We start from the raw sequence: 17,067 nt of genomic DNA on the forward strand, positions 1-17,067 counted from the left end.
GGCAGGGCGGGACGGCTTGCTCCCCGGTATCAGCGTCTTTATCAAGGGCGAGCTTTAGAACGCCTTACCGCCTGTGAGTCGCCAACGATCATGCTTTTCCGACTGCTCCGCTTCGTTCTGGTCCTGGCGATCGTCGCCTCGGCGCCGCTGTCGCTTGATGCGGCGGCGCAGGGGCTTGAGCAGGCTGCCTCTGGAGTGGTCGCCGACCAGCAGAAAATCCTGCAGGACCTGACGACGAGGACCGACAATCTCGAAAAGAAAATCCAGGAGGACGGTGACGACGACGCCAGCCTTGTCGACATCCGCCTGCAGCTCGAGGAAATGTCGCGAGGTGCGCTGGACAGCGCGCTTGTCTTCCGCCCGCGCCTTTCGGAGATCAACGCAAGGCTCGATCAGCTCGCGGCGCCGCCGGCCGCGGGCCAGCCACCCGAACCCGACATCGTGACCAGCGAACGCCAGGCGCTGGCGTCCGAAAAGGCCGAGATCAATGCTGTCATCGCCGCGGCGCAAAACCTGTCGATCCGAATCAGCGGCCTCATCGCCAAGATCGCCAATATGCGCAGCGAGCTATTTCGCAATCTGCTCACCAAGCGCTACGTGCTGTCCGACGCGTTGAGCCCTGAAGTCATTTCCGATGCCAATGGTGAATTTACCGGCTTCAACAAGGCAGTGTCGTCGTGGCTGGCCTTTGTCTTCAAGTTCAAGTTCCAGGCCGTGCTGGCCGCGACCTTGACGGCGCTTTCCCTGGCGGCGGTGCTTTTTGTCGGTGGGCGGCGTTTGTTCGGGGGTATCTTCGAAGCGGACCCGTCGGTCGAAGATCCGTCCTATCTCAGCCGGTTGTCGGTGGCGTTCTGGTCGACATTGCTGCCGACGCTGGCGGTCGGCGTCTTCCTGGTCTCGACCGTGTTCTTTTTCAACTATTACAATGTGTTGCGCGGCGACATTGGCGTTTTCATGAAGGCGCTGGTCGGGGTCATCGCGGTGGTGTTCTGCGTCAACCGACTGGCCAATGCGACGCTGGAGCCGCGGCTGCCGAACTGGCGGCTCATCCCCGTTGAATCAGGCCCGGCACGCTGGCTGGTGCGGCTGACGACCGCCATGGCGGTGGTGATCGGCGTCAACTATTTCCTGTCGGTGGTCAACGACACGATGGGCTCGCCGCTGTCTCTGACCATCGCCAGAAGTTTTGTCGCCACCGTCATCGTCGGCATCATCCTGATCCTGATGGCGCTGCTGAAGCCGTTCAAGGCCACCGACGGAAGCTGGCGCCCCTGGCCGGCGTGGCTGCGCTACACCGCTGTCGCGCTAGGCCTTTTCACCATTGCCACGGCGCTGCTCGGCTATATCGGCCTTGCCATCTTCGTCTCGCTGCAGGTCGTGGTCACCGGTACCATTCTGGTGACCGCCTATATCGGCTTCCTGTCAGCGCGGGCGATCAGCGAGGAAGGTGGCTTTGCCAACACGTCGATCGGGCGCTGGCTATCGACCAATTCCAGTTATGAGGAGTCCGCGCTCGACCAACTCGGCCTGGTCGTCAGCGTCGCCATCAACCTGATGATCGTGCTGGTGTTCCTGCCGCTGATCCTGTTGATGTGGGGCTTCCAGCCCGGCGACATCGAGGCCTGGGCCTACAAGCTGGCGACGGGCCTCACCGTCGGCTCCGTGACGATCTCGGTGACCGGCATCCTCACCGGCATCGTCGTCTTCATCATCGGCTATTTCCTGACGCGCTGGTTCCAGGGCTGGCTCGACGGCTCGGTGATGGCGCGCGGCAAGGTCGATACCGGCGTGCGCAACTCGATCCGGCTGGCGGTCGGCTATGCCGGCGTCGCGCTCGCAGCCCTCGTCGGCGTCTCGGCGGCGGGCATCGATCTCTCCAACCTGGCGCTTGTCGCCGGCGCCCTGTCGCTCGGTATCGGCTTTGGCCTGCAGAATGTCGTCTCCAACTTCGTCTCCGGCCTGATCCTCTTGGCCGAGCGGCCGTTCAAGGTCGGCGACTGGATCGTCGCCGGTGAGATCAGCGGCACGGTCAAGAAGATCAGCGTGCGCGCTACCGAGATCGAGACGTTCCAGCGGCAGTCGGTGATCCTGCCCAATTCAAACCTGATCAACAATGCGGTCGGCAACTGGACGCACCGCAACAAGCTCGGTCGCATCGACATCAAGGTCGGCGTCGCCTACGGCAGCGACGTCAAGCAGGCCCATGCTGTGCTGTTGGAGATTGCGCGCGGCCATCCGCTGGTGCTGAAAAATCCGGAACCCTTCGTGCTGTTCACCAATTTCGGGGCGGCCGCTCTCGAATTCGAAATCCGTGTGTTCCTGGCCGACGTGATGAACGGCAACATCGTGCAGAACGACATTCGGTTTGCCGTCCTCGACGAGTTCGCCGATCAGCATATCGAAATTCCGTCGGCGCCGCGCGCCGTCGTCGAGACCAAGAAGCATGAGGCGTGGCCGATCGATGACGACAAGATCGAAGTCGATTTTGCCGAACAGGAGCAAGCAAAGGCGGAAGCCGTGGCCGAGACGAAACGCCTGGCCAGATCCGGGCGCAAGACCCGCAAGCCGGATCCCGATTAGGGTTTATTGATATTCAGCCGGCCTGCGAACGGCTGATACCTGCGCTTCCGACGCAGCCAAAGCAATTGCGGCATGAATGCGGCATTCAGTTGCCGTTCAGCTTGCATCTCATATAAGCTCACATGCAAAGGGCGGGAATGCCTTGCGAAATGCAACAGAGGCGGTGGCAACACCGATACTGCAAATGTGGAAGTCGCTCGTCGCCGCCATCGCTTTTCTTGCCGTGGGCGGTTCAGCCTTTGCCGCCAGCGCCACCAACAAGGACGCCGAGACCCGCACACTCGTCGTGACCGAAGGCGGTGGCAAGACGGAGCTGGCGCTGGCCGCCGGCGAAACCGCTGAATTCTGCCCGACCGGCTGTTTCGTTACCATGCCGAATGGCGACCTCGAAGCGCTGACCGGTTCGGAAACAATCGAAATCTCTGGCGGCGTCGCCCGCATCAAGTAACCGCGTCAAAAAACGTTGACTAGTTTTTAGAAGGCCGGGCAAATGCCCGGCCTTTGATCGTTTCGGGTTATCGAAACTTGACGATGAAAGGGAAAATACCGTCACGCAAGCCAGGCCGGGCCGGACGCTTTAACGATCGCTGCGCTGTTGCCCGCTATATCGGGCCGAAGACGCCGAAGCATGGGGTTTTGGATCGGCGCCTGATCCTTTCCGAAAGGTCGGCTTTCGGGATCATGCGCTATTAGGCAGGGCAACGAAGAATGGATGTGCGGTCGGACAGGAACGCAATCCCGCTTGCTGTCGATCTCGACGGCACGCTGATCGCGACGGACCTGTTGTGGGAAGGTCTGTTCATCCTTCTCAAGAAGAATCCGCTCTATGTTTTCTTGGTGCCGTTCTGGCTCGCCGGCGGGCCGGCGCGGTTGAAGCAGGCCATCGCTCAACGCATCGACATCGATCCTGCGTCGCTGCCCTACCGCGAGGCGCTGCTTCAGCGCCTTCGCACCGAACATGGCGAAGGCCGCAAGATCGTGCTGGCGACCGGGACGCCGCGTAAATTCGCCGAGGCGATCGCCGCACATCTCGGCATATTCGATCGCGTCCTGGCGACTGACAGCCCCCACAACATGACGTCAGGCAGAAAGCGCGCCTCGCTTGTCGCCGCCTATGGCGATGGCGGCTTCGACTATGCCGGCAACAGTCGGCACGACCTTAAGGTATTCGACGCCGCGCGCACGGCAATCGTCGTCGCCCCCGACCGTCATGCCGCGCGCTGGCAGGCCGTGCACAGTGCTGAAATCATGCCGGCGCCGAAACCGACATTCAGAACCATCGTCAAGATGCTGCGCGTTCATCAGTGGCTGAAAAACTCGCTGATCGCAGTGCCGATGGTGCTGTCGCACGAATACTTCAACGCCGACATGATCTGGGAATGCCTGCTGGCATTCGTCTCGTTCAGCGCAGTCGCTTCCGCCATCTACATCCTCAATGATTTCTTCGATCTCGCGCTCGACCGCAAACACCCGACCAAGCGCAACCGGCCATTCGCCAGCGGCGCGCTGTCGATCCCGTTCGGCCTCGGTTCAATGATGGTGCTGCTCGCAACAGGCGTTGCTGCAGGGCTTCTGCTGCCGATCGAATTCCTCGGCGTGCTCGGTGGCTACATGGTCATCACCACCGGCTATTCGCTGTCGTTCAAGCGCATGCTTCTGATCGACGTGCTGACATTGGCCGGTCTCTACACGATCCGCGTTCTGGCGGGCGCCGCGGCAACCGGCGTCGACGTCTCTTTCTGGCTGCTGGCCTTCTCGATCTTCTTTTTCCTGTCGCTGGCGCTGGTGAAGCGGTTTGTCGAGCTGCGCACGACTGCCATTCCGGCCGGCGAGCGCATTGCCGGCCGCGGCTACCGCACCGAAGACCAGGAGATCGTCGCCCAGGCGGGCATGGCGTCGGCCTTTTCCTCGGCGCTGGTGCTGGCGCTCTATATGGACAGCGCTGCGGTGCGCGAACTTTATCCGCATCCTTGGCTGGTCTGGCCGCTGGCGCCGATCGTGCTTTACCTGACCATGCGCGTCTGGATTCTCGCTCGCCGCGACCAGATGCATGACGATCCGGTCGTCTTCATCATCCGCGACTGGCGTAGCCAGATCGTCGTGCTCATCGGCGCTGTGTTTCTGGTCGTCGGAGGCTGGTAGGCGTGGGGCAGGAGCGGTTCCAGAGCTTCGGTCTTGCCACGCCACCGGCACTCAATGTGATCCCGGCGGATGACGCTGTTGCGTTGCTGAAGAGCGGCAAGGCGACAAGAAACGCTTTGCTCGCCTACGGCAACGGCCGCTCCTATGGCGATTCCTGCCAGAATGGGGCCGGCACGATCATCGATATGCGGCCGCTGAACAGGATCCGCGCCTTCAATGCCGAGACCGGCGTGATCGAGGCCGAGGCCGGCGTGCTTCTGTCCGACATCATCGCCCATGCAGCGCCATACGGCTTCTTTCCCGCCGTCGTTCCGGGCACGCAGTTCGTCACGCTCGGCGGCGCCATCGCCAACGACGTTCACGGCAAGAACCATCACCGGCGCGGCACCTTCGGCTGCCACGTCGAATCCTTGACGCTGCTCAGATCGGACGGACAGGCCCATTACTGCTCGGCCACCGAGAATGAACGCCAGTTCGCGGCGACGATCGGCGGCATGGGGCTGACTGGGCTGATACTGTCCGCATCGATCCGGCTGATGCGGGTGTCATCGCTCGACATCATCGAGAAGGTGACGCCGTTCCGTGATCTCGGCGAGTTCTTCGAACTCGCGGAAGCGGCCGATCAGGCCAACGAATACGTCGTCGCCTGGATCGACCAGCTTGCCGGCGGCCACAGTCGCGGCCGCGGGCTGCTGTTCACCGGCAATCACGCCGAGCATGGCTCCCATCTGGCCTTGCGTGCCAGTGGAAATCTTTCGGTGCCGTTCCAGCCGCCGTTCAACGTGCTCAACCGGCCGTTCCTGACTGTCTTCAATGCCGCCTACCGGTGGAAGAAGAGCCGGTCGGCGCCGCGCCAGGTCGGCTACCAGGGTTTCTTCTTTCCGCTCGACGGCGTCGGCAACTGGAACCGGCTCTATGGACCGAACGGGCTTTTCCAGCACCAGAGCGTGATGCCGCAAGTCGTCGCGCGCCGAGTGGTGCCGGCGTTGCTTGCGGCGGCAAAACGGGCCGGGCAGGGCTCGTTCCTCACCGTCCTGAAGCGCTTCGGCGGGGTCCGCTCGCCGGCACTGCTGTCGTTCCCGCGGTCGGGTTTCACGTTGACGCTGGATTTCCCCAACCGTGGCCGTGCGACGCTGGCGCTGCTGAAGGAACTCGACCAAATCACGGTTGAGGCCGGTGGCGCGGTCAATCCCTACAAGGACGCCCGCATGGGCGACGATGTTTTCGCAGCCTCTTTTCCGGAATGGCAACGCCTCGAAGCGATCCGTGATCCCGCCTTCATGTCGAGTTTCTGGGCGCGAACGGCGAAAAAGCTCGAGGCGCGACACGGAACCGCCGAAGCCGCGGAATAGATAACATTCGAATAGGTTGTGGTTAATGCGTCGATAACTCAAGCTTTCCTCAAGGCTTTTTGTGCTTCACGAAATGTTTGGAAGTTTTCAATAGAGCGGGGAAGGTCCGGTGGAAAAAACATGAAATACATCGTCTTCATTCTGTTCACGGTCATGACCAACGCCGCCGCGCAACTCATGCTGAAGCAGGGCATGATGTCACTTGGTTCGATTTCCTTCGAGGGCAGCAATCCGTTGCTGAAGCTGTTGCAGATTGTCTTCAGCCCGTGGGTTTTCCTCGGCCTGTGCACCTTCGTCATCTCGATGGCGTCACACCTCTATGTGCTGTCCAAGGTAGAGCTCAGCTTCGCCTATCCGTTCCTCAGTCTCGCCTATGTCGCCGTTGCGATCTTCGCCTATTTCATCTTCCGCGAAGACCTCAATGGCTGGCGCATCGCCGGCATCGCTTTCATCTGCGTCGGCACGGTGCTGATCGCCCAAAGTGGCCGGGATTTGGCTGGTCTCGGGCATGACGAGGAAACGGCATCCCTTTCGTCCGACAAGATTCACAGTGGGATCGTTCGATGAGACATGTGATCTTCGGCGGTGACGGTTTCGTCGGCCGCCACCTTGCCCCGAAGCTCCTGGCCGATGGCGAGGAGGTGGTCGTCGCCGATATCGCTAAAAGCGACCTGCCGCATTATCGCTCGGTCCGATATGTCGGGTGCGACGTCACCGATCCGGCATCGGTGGCTTCGGTCGGTCTGAAGGCCGACGACATGGTCTACAATCTGTCGGCGAAAATGCTGTCGCCGATCCAGGTGCGCGCCAAGCGCCACGAATTCTTCTTTCCGGTGAATTTCCACGGCACCGAGCACATCATGCAGGCGATGGACAGAGCCGGCGCGCCCAAGCTCGTCCATTACACGACCGACATGATCTACGGCCACACGGTCACGCAACCGATGACCGAGGAACACCCGGTTGCGCCGCTCGGCGAGTATGGCTGGTCGAAGCAGAAGACCGAGGAACTGGCCGTCGAATGGCGCAAGCGCGGCATGTCGATCTCGCTGTTTCGGCCGCGCCTGATCATCGGCCCCGGCCGTCTCGGCATCCTCGAAAAACTGTTCAAGCTGATCGACTGGAACCTTCCGGTGCCGATGATCGGCTCGGGCAAGAACCCGTATCAGTTCATCTCGGTGTTCGACTGCGCCGAGGCGGCGCGCGCCGCGTGGAAGGCCGGCGTGCCTGATGAAGCCTATAATCTCGGCTCGCTCAACCCGCCGCCGGTCCGGAAATTGCTCGGCGACCTGATCAGGCATGCCGGCTCGAAATCGATCCTGATCCCGACCCCGGGCTGGGCAGTCAAGCGAACGCTCGACCTGCTCGACCTCTTGAACATGCCGATCATGGATCCGGAGCAGTATCTGATCGCCGACGAGGACTGCGTGCTCGACGTGTCCAAGGCCGAACGCCAGCTCGGCTGGGTGCCGCAATATCGCGACGAGGACATGCTGATCGCCGCCTACAGCGAATATCGCGCCAAGAAAGACGGCCATGCCGTCGCCGCCAAACATGTGCTCGCCGAGTGAAGGGCCAGCAGGAGACTCTTGAGATGACCGTCATGACCAAGCCAGACCACACGACTGCGCGCGCCACGGTCAGCGTGCCGGCGCTTTCGCCCGCCACCACCGCCAAGCCCGATCTGATCAGCGTCGAGCAGGCCAAGGCGATGGACGTCGCGCGCATGACCGACCTGTTCAAGGCGCATCTCAACCCCGGCCAGCTGCATTTCATGAAGCTGCTCGGCTTCCACAAGATCAAGGTCGAGCGCGCCGAAGGCATGTTCTACATCGACCAGAGCGGCCGCAAGATCCTCGATTTCTTCGGCGGCTTCGGCTCGCTGGCCTTCGGCCACAATCATCCGCGCCTTCTCGAGGCGCGCAAAAAGTTCCAGGAGGAGAAGCGGCAGGAGATCGCCATCGCCTTCATGTCGCAATATGCGGCGGCGCTGGCGCACAATCTCGCCAAATGCTCGCCCGGCGACCTCGACATGGTGTTTCTGGGCTCTTCCGGCTCCGAAGCCATGGAGGCGGCGGTGAAGCTCGCCGAGCGCGCCGCCGGCCCGAAGCGGCCGAAAATCGTCTATGCCGAGAATTCCTTCCACGGCAAGACCAAGGGCGTGCTGGCGATCACCGACGGCTCGCTCTATCGCGCCGACTTCAAGATGGCCGACAATGTCATGCGCATTCCGTTCGCCGACATCGAAGCGGTCGAGCGCTCCTTCCGCTCCCATCCCGAGGTCGGCGTCATCGTGCTCGAAACCATCCAGGGCGGCGGCGGCATCATCCAGGCGCCTGCCGAATACTGGCAGAAGCTGCGTGCGCTATGCGACCAATACGGTGTTCTGTGGGTCGCCGACGAGGTGCAGTGCGGCTATGGCCGCTCCGGCCGCTTCTATGCCTTCGAGCACTACGGCGTCGTTCCGGACGTCACGGCGCTGGCAAAGTCGCTCGGTGGCGGCAAGGCGGCGGTCGGCGCGATGATCGCCAGGCGCGAGGTCTACATGAAGGCCTATGGCACGCCGAAGACGGCGATGATCCACGCCATGGCCACTTTCGGCGGCATGGGCGAGGCCTGCGTCACCTCGATCGAGGCGCTCAACGTGCTTTACGACGAGGGGCTGATCGACAACGCCGCGGTCACCGGCGACTATCTGCTGCAACGCCTGCAGATGTTGCGGGAAAAATACCCGAAGATCATCAAGGAGGTCCGCGGCAAAGGCCTTATGGTCGGGCTGGAATTCCACGACTTTTCGCAGACCTTGCCGATGGTGCTGCGGCCTGTGGTCAGCGTGCTTGACGACAAGCTGAAGGGATCCTTGTCCGGTTTTGTTGGTGCTTTGCTGCTGCGTGACTACGACGTGCTCGTCGCCTTCACCGAATACAACCGCAACGTCATCCGTCTCGAACCGCCGCTGATCTGCCGGCGCGAACATGTCGACCGCTTCGTCGAGGCGCTCGACAGCCTGTTGTCGCGCGGTATCGTGTCGATCGTGAAGGATTTCGTCAAAAGCCAGGTTCGTTAGCCAGGTGCGCCGAGCGAGACCATGCTGAGCAAGTCTCCGGCTCCGACAAACCTGCTCGACCGGCTGACCAAGGCCAGTCTGGCATGGGGCGAGGGCACATATGCGTGTCTTGCCGCACCGATCGGCGCGGCTGCCTTCGCGCTCTTCATCCTGCTGACCGCGGCGACGGCATGGTTCATGCCTGACGCCAATTGGGACATGCTGCCCTACCTTGCGATCGCCGAGGAGGGCACCTATCGCGATGTGCAGGCGCTGCACGATTATGCCTATGGCACGGTCAGGGACGGCCTATCGGCGAGCGACTACAAGGCGCTGACCGATGATGGCGGCGGCTTCCGCAGTCATATGGCCGGGAATGCCGCCGATTTCCATTCGCTGCTCGGCATGTACCGGATCAAGTTCCTTTACACCGAGATCCTGTCGACGATGAGCTCGGCGATGTCGCCGGTCGCGGCGATGCGGCTGCTGCAGGTGTTCTCGGTGCTGCTGTTCGGCGCGATCGCGCTGCTCTGGCTGCGCTCAGAGGGCGCGCTGGCGCTGGCGCCGGTTCTCGGCGCGGTGCTGATGATGGCCGATTTCGGCGACGCGGCGCGGGCGTTGACGCCTGACCTGCTGTGCTCAGCGCTGTTCCTCGGCGGGCTCTTTGCCTATAGGCGCGGTCGTGAAGTGGCCACCGCGATCCTGCTCTTCCTCGCTTTCATGGCTCGGCCCGACAATATTGTTTTCCTTGCTATTTTTGCCGTGCTGCTGTTGGTCTTCCGGCAGAAGGCGTGGGGCGCGCTGGCCGGCTTTGCCGCCTCGCTCGTCGCCTATTTCGCCATCTCGCACTGGGCGCAGCATCCCGGCTGGTGGCCGCATCTGTGGTTCTCCTCGATCGAGCAGCACTACAATATGGCCGGCTTCGATCCGCCGTTCTCGGCTGTCGCCTACCTCCGGGCTTTTGCCGCCTCCCTGATCCGTGCCGTCAGCCTGAACAACTGGGTCGGCGTCTCGGTGATGGCGCTGGCGGGGTGGTATGCCTCAAGCCGTGCCGGCTTCAAGCTCGACCGCCGCGCCGGCATTCTGTTTGCGGCATTGGTGCTCGGCGTATTGGCCAAATTCACGGTCTTCCCGATCCACGACACCCGCATCTATTTTCTCAATCTGATCCCGCCGTTCCTGCTGCTCGCCGGGCCATTCATGGCGTTGTGGGCATCAGCGAGCACCAAAGGGCGCGGCGCCGCGCCATTGCACGTCATTCCTGGAGACAAGTCATGAGTTCCGTTTCCAGCCTGGCGCGCATCGCGCTGTCGCTCGGCCTCCCCGCTGGCATCCTCGATCGCGGGCCGTCGATGCGCGGTACGAAGTTCCTGGCGAAGGCCGCGCTGAAGGCGCGCCTCAGTGGGGCAAAAAGGCGGTTCCAGATGGTCAATATCGGCGCCTGCGATGGCGTGTTGTTCGACGATGTGACGCCGTGGCTGCACCGCATCCCGCACGCTCGCGCCATACTGGTCGAGCCGATCCCGCACAACCAGAAGCGGTTGCGCGCCAACTATACCGATACGGGCCGCTTCATCATCGAGCCGGTCGCGGTGACGAAGACCAAGGGAACGATCATGGTCCACACCTTCGATGCCGCCGCACTCGAGGCTGGCACGTTGCCGATCGAGTTCATCGGCTGCTCGTCGGTGACCGACACCAATCTGATGTCGGGCAAGAATGCCTGGGGCCAGGCCGATGCCAACTTCAATAAATTCGCGCCGCACCTCAGGGATATCGAATGCCGTCGGAGACATTGCAGACGCTGCTCGACCGCAACGGCATCACCCATATCGACGCCTTCCTTGTCGATTGCGAAGGCGCCGACTGGATCGTCTTCGAGCAGCTCGACCTCGAGCGCTACCGTCCCGGCATGATCAAGGTCGAGGTTGGTGCCTTGCCGGCGGCCGAGATCGGCCAGGTCGTGGTCAAGTTGAAGACCGCCGGCTACCAGGTCGGCTTCCAGGCCGAGGACATCTGGGCCTTCGCCTGAGGGATAGCCCCGGAGCCCGATAGCACCTGATTTTTGCGGGTCGCGTCGCACTTGCAACGTGTCGCAAACAGGCGGTAGCATGGCGGCTGTCGCCTGCATATTGTGCGCCGATCAAACGGGCGCCGGTGCCCGCTTTACCACTTTGGAGTCGCGGGCAATGGCAGGGTTTCCGGAAAAGGCGAAGGTCGTCATCGTCGGGCTGGGCGGTATCGTCGGCGCATCGGTCGCCCATCACCTGATCGAGCGCGGATGGGACGACATCGTCGGCATCGACAAGTCAGGGATCCCGACCGATATCGGCTCGACAGCGCATGCTTCCGACTTCTGCTACACCACCAGCCATGATTTCCTGTCCTGCTGGACGACGCTCTACTCCATCGATTTTTATGAAAAGATGGGTCACTACGCCCGTATCGGCGGCCTCGAGGTTGCCCGCGTCGGCGACGACGATCGCATGGCGGAGATCAAGCGCAAGATCGCCTCGGCAAAGGCTTTCGGAACGCGTGCCCGGCTGATCGAGCCGGCCGAGATCAAAGAGAAATTCCCGCTGATCGAAGAAGAGATGGTGCAGGGCGGCCTGTGGGATCCAGATGCCGGTCTCGTCATCCCGCGCTCGCAAACGGTCGCCGGCAAGCTGGTCGACCAGGCGGAAGCCTCCGGAAAACTCAAATCCTTCGCCAACACGCCGGCCAGGTCGCTCGTCGTGGAGAACGGTCGCATCAAGGGCGTGGTGACCGATCGCGGCACCATCGAAGCCGACTACGTGATCGTTTGCGCCGGTATCTGGGGCCGGCTGATCGCGGAAATGGTGGGTGAGGACCTGCCGGTCATGCCGATCGACCATCCGCTCACCTTCTTCGGGCCCTATACCGAGTTCGCCGGCACCGGCAAGGAGATCGGCTGGCCGCTGCTGCGCGACCAGGGCAACTCGGCCTACATGCGCGATACCGGCGATCCCAAGACCGCCGAAGGCGGGCAGATCGAGTGGGGCTATTACGAAGAGACCAATCCGCGCCTTTGCCATCCGCGCGACCTTCTGGAGAAGGACCAGGCCCGTCTATCGCCTTCGCAGCGCGACCTCGACATGGAACAGATCCTGGCGCCGCTCGAGCGCGCCATGGAACTGACGCCGATCCTGGGCGAACTGGGCTACAATGAGAGCCATTCCTTCAACGGGCTTCTGCAGGTGACGGCAGACGGCGGCCCCTCCATGGGCGAGAGCCAGAAGGTGCGGGGCCTCTGGTATGCCGTCGCGATCTGGGTCAAGGACGGCCCCGGCATGGGCAAGCTCATCGCCGACTGGATGACGGACGGCCGGACGTCGATCGACCACCACGCCATCGACTATTCGCGCTTCTATCCGCACCAGACGCAAGAACAGTTCATCTGGGACCGCTGCACCGAAACGGCGATGAAGGTCTACAATCCCGCCGTCCATCCGCGCGAGCCCTTCTCCAAGGCTCGCGACGTGCGCCGCTCGCCCTTCTGGGAGCGCGAGAAGGAACTCGGCGGCTATTTCATGGAACTCGGCGGCTGGGAGCGCGCCCACGGCTATGCCGCCAACGAGCACCTGCTCGAGAAATACGGCAACCGGGTGCCGGTGCGCGTAAACGAGTGGGACAACCGCCATTTCTGGCGCGTCTCCAATGCCGAGCATCTCGCCATGAGCGAGGATTGCGGCATCGTCAACCTGTCGCATTTCGCGATGTACGACGTGGAAGGCCCTGATCATGTCGCGCTGATGGAGTGGCTGTGCGCGGCCAGGATCGGCGGCGACGGCAATATCGGCAAAGGCATCTACACCCATTTCCTCGACGATGAGGGCATGGTGCGGGCCGACCTGACCGTCATCCGCATGGCCGACCGCTGCCGTGTCATCGACGGCGCAGATGCCGGCCCGCGCGACTTCCACTACATGCGGCGGACGGCAGAAGACAAAGGGTTCGATGTCGCCATCACCGACGTGACCGAAAAATACGTGACCGTCGGTATCTGGGGTCCGAACGCCCGGGCAACATTGAGCAAGGTCGTGGAAGACCCGGACGGCCTGACGCCGGAGAATTTCGCCTTTGCGGCGATTAAGCCTGTCAGGATCGCCGGCAAGGACGTGACCGCTTTCCGGATCTCCTATGTCGGCGAGCAGGGCTGGGAACTGCACATGCGATACGAAGACGGCCTGGCCGTATGGGATGCTTTGCGTTCGACCGGCGTGATGGCTTTTGGCGTCGAGACCTATGCCAACAGCCGCCGCATGGAGAAGAGCCTGCGCCTGCAGAATGCGGATCTTTTGACCGAGTACAATCTGCTGGAGGCCGATCTTGCCCGCCCAAAGGTCAAGGAGGCCGATTTCAGCGGCAAGGCAAAGCATCTGGACTATCGCGCCCGCGCGCATCAGCCGGCCATGCTCTGCACGCTTGTCATGACGGATAATGTCGATTCCAGGGGCGTTGCCCGTTATCCCGTCGGCACGATGCCGGTGATGGACCCGCAAACGGGTGAAACGCTGGTCGACGAACTCGGCCGCCGATCCTTCACGACTTCGGTCGCCTACGGCCCGACCATCGGCAGGAACATTGCGCTCGCCTATCTGCCGTGGGCGTATTGCCAGGAGGGCCGCAAGCTGGATGTCGAATATTTCGGCGAGACATACCCGGTCGAAGTGGCCGCCGTCGGCTACAGGCCGCTCTACGACCCGGAGAACCTCAAGCCACGAAGCTGAGCCTCCCACAATAGAGGTGAGGGGCGGACTCGCAAAATGTGAATGCAAGGACTTAAGGCGCGTCACGTTTTGTGGGGTCATGCGCCGCGCCTTAAGTTCTCGTTTTTATGCAAGTCGTTGCCCAAACCCGCTGCGCACCCTTGGTTCAAGCCCGAGGGCATGCTTTTGGACGACATGCATTAGCCCGGCGCTGGGCTTTTCGCTTTGTGGCGTGACGATTTTCGCTTACCTTGCGGCATGTCTGCTTTTCCCCGCGCAGGACATCTCCTCTCAGGCGCCGCCGCGCTGGTGCTGATGCTCGTCCAGGCGCGGGACTCCCGCGCTGCCGAACCCGTCGATGTCGAACTGGTGTTGGCGGTCGACGTTTCGCTGTCGATGTCGCCGGCCGAACTCGAAATCCAGCGTCGCGGCTATGTCGCTGCACTGACGCATGACACGGTGCTGCAGGCCATCGCCGACGGCGCCTACGGCAAGATTGCCGTCACCTATGTCGAATGGGCCGGCACGACCTGGCAGCACATCATCGTGCCGTGGACGGTGATCGCCGATCGTGCCGACGCCAAGCGGGTGGTCGACCAACTCTCCGCCCAGGCGCCCAACAGCGCGCGGCGCACCTCGATTTCCGGAGCCTTGCAATTCAGCAGCGATCTCTTCGCCGAAAGCGGCTTTCAAGGCGTCAAGCGCGTCATCGACATTTCAGGCGATGGCCCCAACAACCAAGGTGCTCCCGTCGACATCATCCGTGACGAACTGGTCAGGCAAGGCATCACCATCAACGGCCTGCCGCTGATGACCCGGGGCGGCTTCACCAGCGTCTACGACGTCAACTATCTCGACCGCTATTACACAGACTGCGTCATCGGCGGGCCCGGCGCGTTCATGATCCCGGTCAACGAGTGGACGCAGTTTCCCGAAGCGATTCGCCGCAAGCTGGTGCTTGAGCTCGCCGGGCCTGCCTCACCGCAAAGGGCGGCGGAAGAAGCAGCGCATCCGCCGGTGGTGCTGGCGCAGGACAAGCCGGCCACCGACTGCCAGGTCGGCGAGAAAATGTGGCGCGACCGAAGCTGGATGTTCGACACCCGCTAGACTTCAATCGCCATCCGCCAGAGGTACGCGCGCAAAATATTGCCTTGTCTTGTCTACGCGACCAGCAACTGCTTGCGATCGACGCGCTCCTGCTGCGGCGAGCGCGCATAGAGCTCGCGGTAGCATTTGGAGAAATGCGAGGCGGAGACGAAGCCGCAAGCGACCGCCACTTCGACCACCGGCAGCGATGATTGGATCAGCAAGTGCCGGGCCCGGTCGAGGCGGATCTCCAGATAGTAGCGGGCAGGGGATCGTCCCATCTCGGTGCGGAACAGGCGCTCGATCTGCCGGCGTGACAGGTCGACATGTTCGGCGATCTCGATCAACGACAGCGGCTCGGACAGGTTTGCTTCCATCAATTCGATGATGGTCAACACCTTGGAGTTCTGCACGCCAAGGCGTGCGCGCAACGGCAGGCGCTGGCGATCGGTCGGGCTGCGCACGCGGTCAGTCAAGACTTGCTCGCAGACCCGGTTAACCAGATTGTCGTCGAAATCGTCGCCGATCAGCTTCAGCATCATATCGAGCGCTGCGGTGCCGCCGGCGCAGGTGTAGATGTTCTGGTCGATCTCGAAGAGGTCGGCAAAGACATTGGCCTTCGGGAACGCTTCGGAGAAGCCCGGCAGGTTCTCCCAATGAATGGCGCAGCGCTTGTTGGACAACAGGCCGGCGGCGGCCAGTATATGAGCGCCAGTGCACAAGCCGCCGATGGCGACGCCGCGATTGTATTCCTCGCGCAGCCAGGCGAAGGCCGATTTGTTCTGATAGCGCTCGACATTGATGCCGCTGCAAACGACCGCCATGTTCGGCCGTTCGGGGCCGGACATCTTCTTGCGTTCGTCCTCCAGCGAGGTGTCGACGGCGCATTCGACGCCGTTCGAGGCGCGCACCGGCTTGCCGTCGATGCTGGCGAGCCGCCAGCGGTAGGCTTCGTAGCCGAGCATCCGGTTGGCCGAGCGCAACGGATCGAGCGCCGTTGCAAAGGCGATCATGGTGAAATCGGGGACCAGGAAGAATACAAACGATCGCCTGATCGGATGATTTACGACGTTCACAGGGTAACCCTCACGCTGCAATGGCGCGAACAGGATGTCGCGATCAGCATAGCGACATCAGGAAAAACTTTTCCTGTCAATCAGCTAGGCGGCAACGGAAAGACTTTATTTGCGACATGGGTCGCAAATGGGCAATCGCTATGCGATGACGGACCCGACATGCTGCCGGATTAAGCATTTGCCGCATGTGGTCGGGGCATGACCAAGCATGCCGCCTCGGCAAACCGAAGCGGCGCTGTGATCAACTTCGAAGCAGCAGCAGCGAGCGCCGCTTGCGAGCTTGGCAGATCAGGCGACGAAGCCGAGGCGTGCGGCGGCGACGGCGCCGGTCTGGCCAGGCATTGTGTTGGCAAGGCGCTGGCGCTCGAGCGCGGTCGTCAGGCTCATTTCACGGCGAGCAAAAAGGCGGGCAAAAAGCTTCATCATCATCTCCATTCGGTTGCTCAGACGGGTCGCCTTCGCGTGATGGAGTGGGGCAGCTCGTTGGCTGGCGCTGATATAGGCTTACGTGAAGGGAAACTAAATCACAAAAGCGAAGCACTTGACATGAAAAGCGACATGGCATGCGATAAGTTTGGGCAGTCTGCCCAAGATTTGTAAATATGTACAAGGCGTTAGGCAGGAATCCCGCTGCTATGCGGCGTATTCATATGCGTCATGCAACGGCGACATGGCTCTAAAAGAACATTTGATCAACAAATAAAAAGGCCTGCCGGACATGGTCTGTGCGGCAGGCCTTCAGCTTTTGATACACACGATCTATTTTGCTCCGCCAGCCCAGGATCCAACGCCGTGGCGAGTGCCGGTCTTGGTGTCGGCGGCTTCAGGCCAGCCGATATCCTTCTGCAGTTCGATCGGCAGAGAGCGGATGGCGCGTTCGGTCTGGTAGCGGGCGCGGGCCGCGCTGAATTCGGTCGCGATGCGGCCGATGGATGACAGGACAGACATTTCAATTCTCCTTTAGGGTTGGGTCGGGTGCCGGTCGCTCGGCGGACCAAGCGCTACATCCGGTTTGTTTCAGCTTCATTTCGTATCGATTGCAGATCAGTGTAATC

The 17,067-nt window shown here is 61.9% G+C and carries 13 protein-coding genes and 1 pseudogene; 12 read left to right on the top strand and 2 right to left on the bottom strand.

The window, feature by feature from the left end:
* The first annotated feature begins 90 nt into the window (after positions 1 to 90).
* The 11 genes and pseudogenes from AC0L2C_RS22210 to AC0L2C_RS22260 all read left to right on the top strand — a co-directional run bounded on the left by AC0L2C_RS22210 (position 91) and on the right by AC0L2C_RS22260 (position 14,957).
* Positions 91 to 2,580 (top strand): mechanosensitive ion channel family protein, encoded by a 2,490-nt coding sequence (locus AC0L2C_RS22210; protein ID WP_128246503.1) that lies wholly within the window; start codon positions 91 to 93, stop codon positions 2,578 to 2,580.
* Between the two features lie 184 nt (positions 2,581 to 2,764).
* A complete protein-coding gene (locus tag AC0L2C_RS22215; protein ID WP_023798910.1) occupies positions 2,765 to 3,028 on the top strand; it encodes a hypothetical protein in 264 nt (87 codons plus the stop codon).
* Between the two features lie 260 nt (positions 3,029 to 3,288).
* Complete coding sequence (locus AC0L2C_RS22220; protein WP_128246504.1) at positions 3,289 to 4,722, top strand: UbiA family prenyltransferase; 1,434 nt, start codon at positions 3,289 to 3,291, stop codon at positions 4,720 to 4,722.
* Between the two features lie 2 nt (positions 4,723 to 4,724).
* Positions 4,725 to 6,074: an FAD-binding oxidoreductase gene (locus AC0L2C_RS22225; protein WP_128246505.1), complete on the top strand. Its 1,350-nt coding sequence runs from the start codon at positions 4,725 to 4,727 to the stop codon at positions 6,072 to 6,074.
* A gap of 120 nt (positions 6,075 to 6,194) precedes the next feature.
* Complete coding sequence (locus AC0L2C_RS22230; protein WP_128246506.1) at positions 6,195 to 6,641, top strand: EamA family transporter; 447 nt, start codon at positions 6,195 to 6,197, stop codon at positions 6,639 to 6,641.
* Complete coding sequence (locus tag AC0L2C_RS22235; protein WP_128246507.1) at positions 6,638 to 7,645, top strand: NAD-dependent epimerase/dehydratase family protein; 1,008 nt, start codon at positions 6,638 to 6,640, stop codon at positions 7,643 to 7,645. Before AC0L2C_RS22230 ends, AC0L2C_RS22235 begins: the two co-directional genes overlap by 4 nt.
* Before the next feature lie 23 nt (positions 7,646 to 7,668).
* Positions 7,669 to 9,141 (top strand): aspartate aminotransferase family protein, encoded by a 1,473-nt coding sequence (locus AC0L2C_RS22240; protein WP_473524467.1) that lies wholly within the window; start codon positions 7,669 to 7,671, stop codon positions 9,139 to 9,141.
* Positions 9,142 to 9,162: 21 nt separating this feature from the next.
* A complete protein-coding gene (locus AC0L2C_RS22245; protein WP_473524468.1) occupies positions 9,163 to 10,398 on the top strand; it encodes a hypothetical protein in 1,236 nt (411 codons plus the stop codon).
* A pseudogene (locus tag AC0L2C_RS22250) lies at positions 10,395 to 11,152 on the top strand (FkbM family methyltransferase). The gene AC0L2C_RS22245 and the pseudogene AC0L2C_RS22250 overlap by 4 nt, the downstream one beginning before the upstream one ends.
* Positions 11,153 to 11,309: 157 nt before the next feature.
* A complete protein-coding gene (locus AC0L2C_RS22255; RefSeq protein ID WP_473524469.1) occupies positions 11,310 to 13,871 on the top strand; it encodes a GcvT family protein in 2,562 nt (853 codons plus the stop codon).
* Between the two features lie 237 nt (positions 13,872 to 14,108).
* The gene (locus AC0L2C_RS22260) at positions 14,109 to 14,957 is read left to right on the top strand and encodes a DUF1194 domain-containing protein (RefSeq protein ID WP_473524470.1); all 849 of its coding nucleotides are present in this window, start codon (positions 14,109 to 14,111) and stop codon (positions 14,955 to 14,957) included.
* Positions 14,958 to 15,010: 53 nt separating this feature from the next.
* Here AC0L2C_RS22260 and AC0L2C_RS22265 read toward each other — a convergent pair whose 3' ends face one another.
* Positions 15,011 to 16,012 (bottom strand): GlxA family transcriptional regulator, encoded by a 1,002-nt coding sequence (locus tag AC0L2C_RS22265; protein ID WP_473524471.1) that lies wholly within the window; start codon positions 16,010 to 16,012, stop codon positions 15,011 to 15,013.
* 198 nt (positions 16,013 to 16,210) lie between these two features.
* Here AC0L2C_RS22265 and AC0L2C_RS22270 point away from each other — a divergent pair, with 198 nt between their 5' ends.
* Complete coding sequence (locus AC0L2C_RS22270; protein WP_473524508.1) at positions 16,211 to 16,612, top strand: hypothetical protein; 402 nt, start codon at positions 16,211 to 16,213, stop codon at positions 16,610 to 16,612.
* 159 nt (positions 16,613 to 16,771) lie between these two features.
* On the opposite strand, the gene AC0L2C_RS22275 is transcribed toward AC0L2C_RS22270, so the two are convergent.
* Positions 16,772 to 16,960: a hypothetical protein gene (locus tag AC0L2C_RS22275; RefSeq protein WP_023798922.1), complete on the bottom strand. Its 189-nt coding sequence runs from the start codon at positions 16,958 to 16,960 to the stop codon at positions 16,772 to 16,774.
* Between the last annotated feature and the right edge of the window lie 107 nt (positions 16,961 to 17,067).

This window comes from Mesorhizobium sp. WSM4845, from assembly GCF_055811455.1.

Coding starts and splice junctions, on each gene's coding strand:
- AC0L2C_RS22210 (WP_128246503.1), top strand. CDS start 91: ATGCTTTTCCGACTGCTCCGCTTCGTTCTGGTCCTGGCGATCGTCGCC.
- AC0L2C_RS22215 (WP_023798910.1), top strand. CDS start 2,765: ATGTGGAAGTCGCTCGTCGCCGCCATCGCTTTTCTTGCCGTGGGCGGT.
- AC0L2C_RS22220 (WP_128246504.1), top strand. CDS start 3,289: ATGGATGTGCGGTCGGACAGGAACGCAATCCCGCTTGCTGTCGATCTC.
- AC0L2C_RS22230 (WP_128246506.1), top strand. CDS start 6,195: ATGAAATACATCGTCTTCATTCTGTTCACGGTCATGACCAACGCCGCC.
- AC0L2C_RS22235 (WP_128246507.1), top strand. CDS start 6,638: ATGAGACATGTGATCTTCGGCGGTGACGGTTTCGTCGGCCGCCACCTT.
- AC0L2C_RS22240 (WP_473524467.1), top strand. CDS start 7,669: ATGACCGTCATGACCAAGCCAGACCACACGACTGCGCGCGCCACGGTC.
- AC0L2C_RS22245 (WP_473524468.1), top strand. CDS start 9,163: ATGCTGAGCAAGTCTCCGGCTCCGACAAACCTGCTCGACCGGCTGACC.
- AC0L2C_RS22255 (WP_473524469.1), top strand. CDS start 11,310: ATGGCAGGGTTTCCGGAAAAGGCGAAGGTCGTCATCGTCGGGCTGGGC.
- AC0L2C_RS22260 (WP_473524470.1), top strand. CDS start 14,109: ATGTCTGCTTTTCCCCGCGCAGGACATCTCCTCTCAGGCGCCGCCGCG.
- AC0L2C_RS22270 (WP_473524508.1), top strand. CDS start 16,211: ATGACCAAGCATGCCGCCTCGGCAAACCGAAGCGGCGCTGTGATCAAC.
- AC0L2C_RS22275 (WP_023798922.1), bottom strand. CDS start 16,960: ATGTCTGTCCTGTCATCCATCGGCCGCATCGCGACCGAATTCAGCGCG.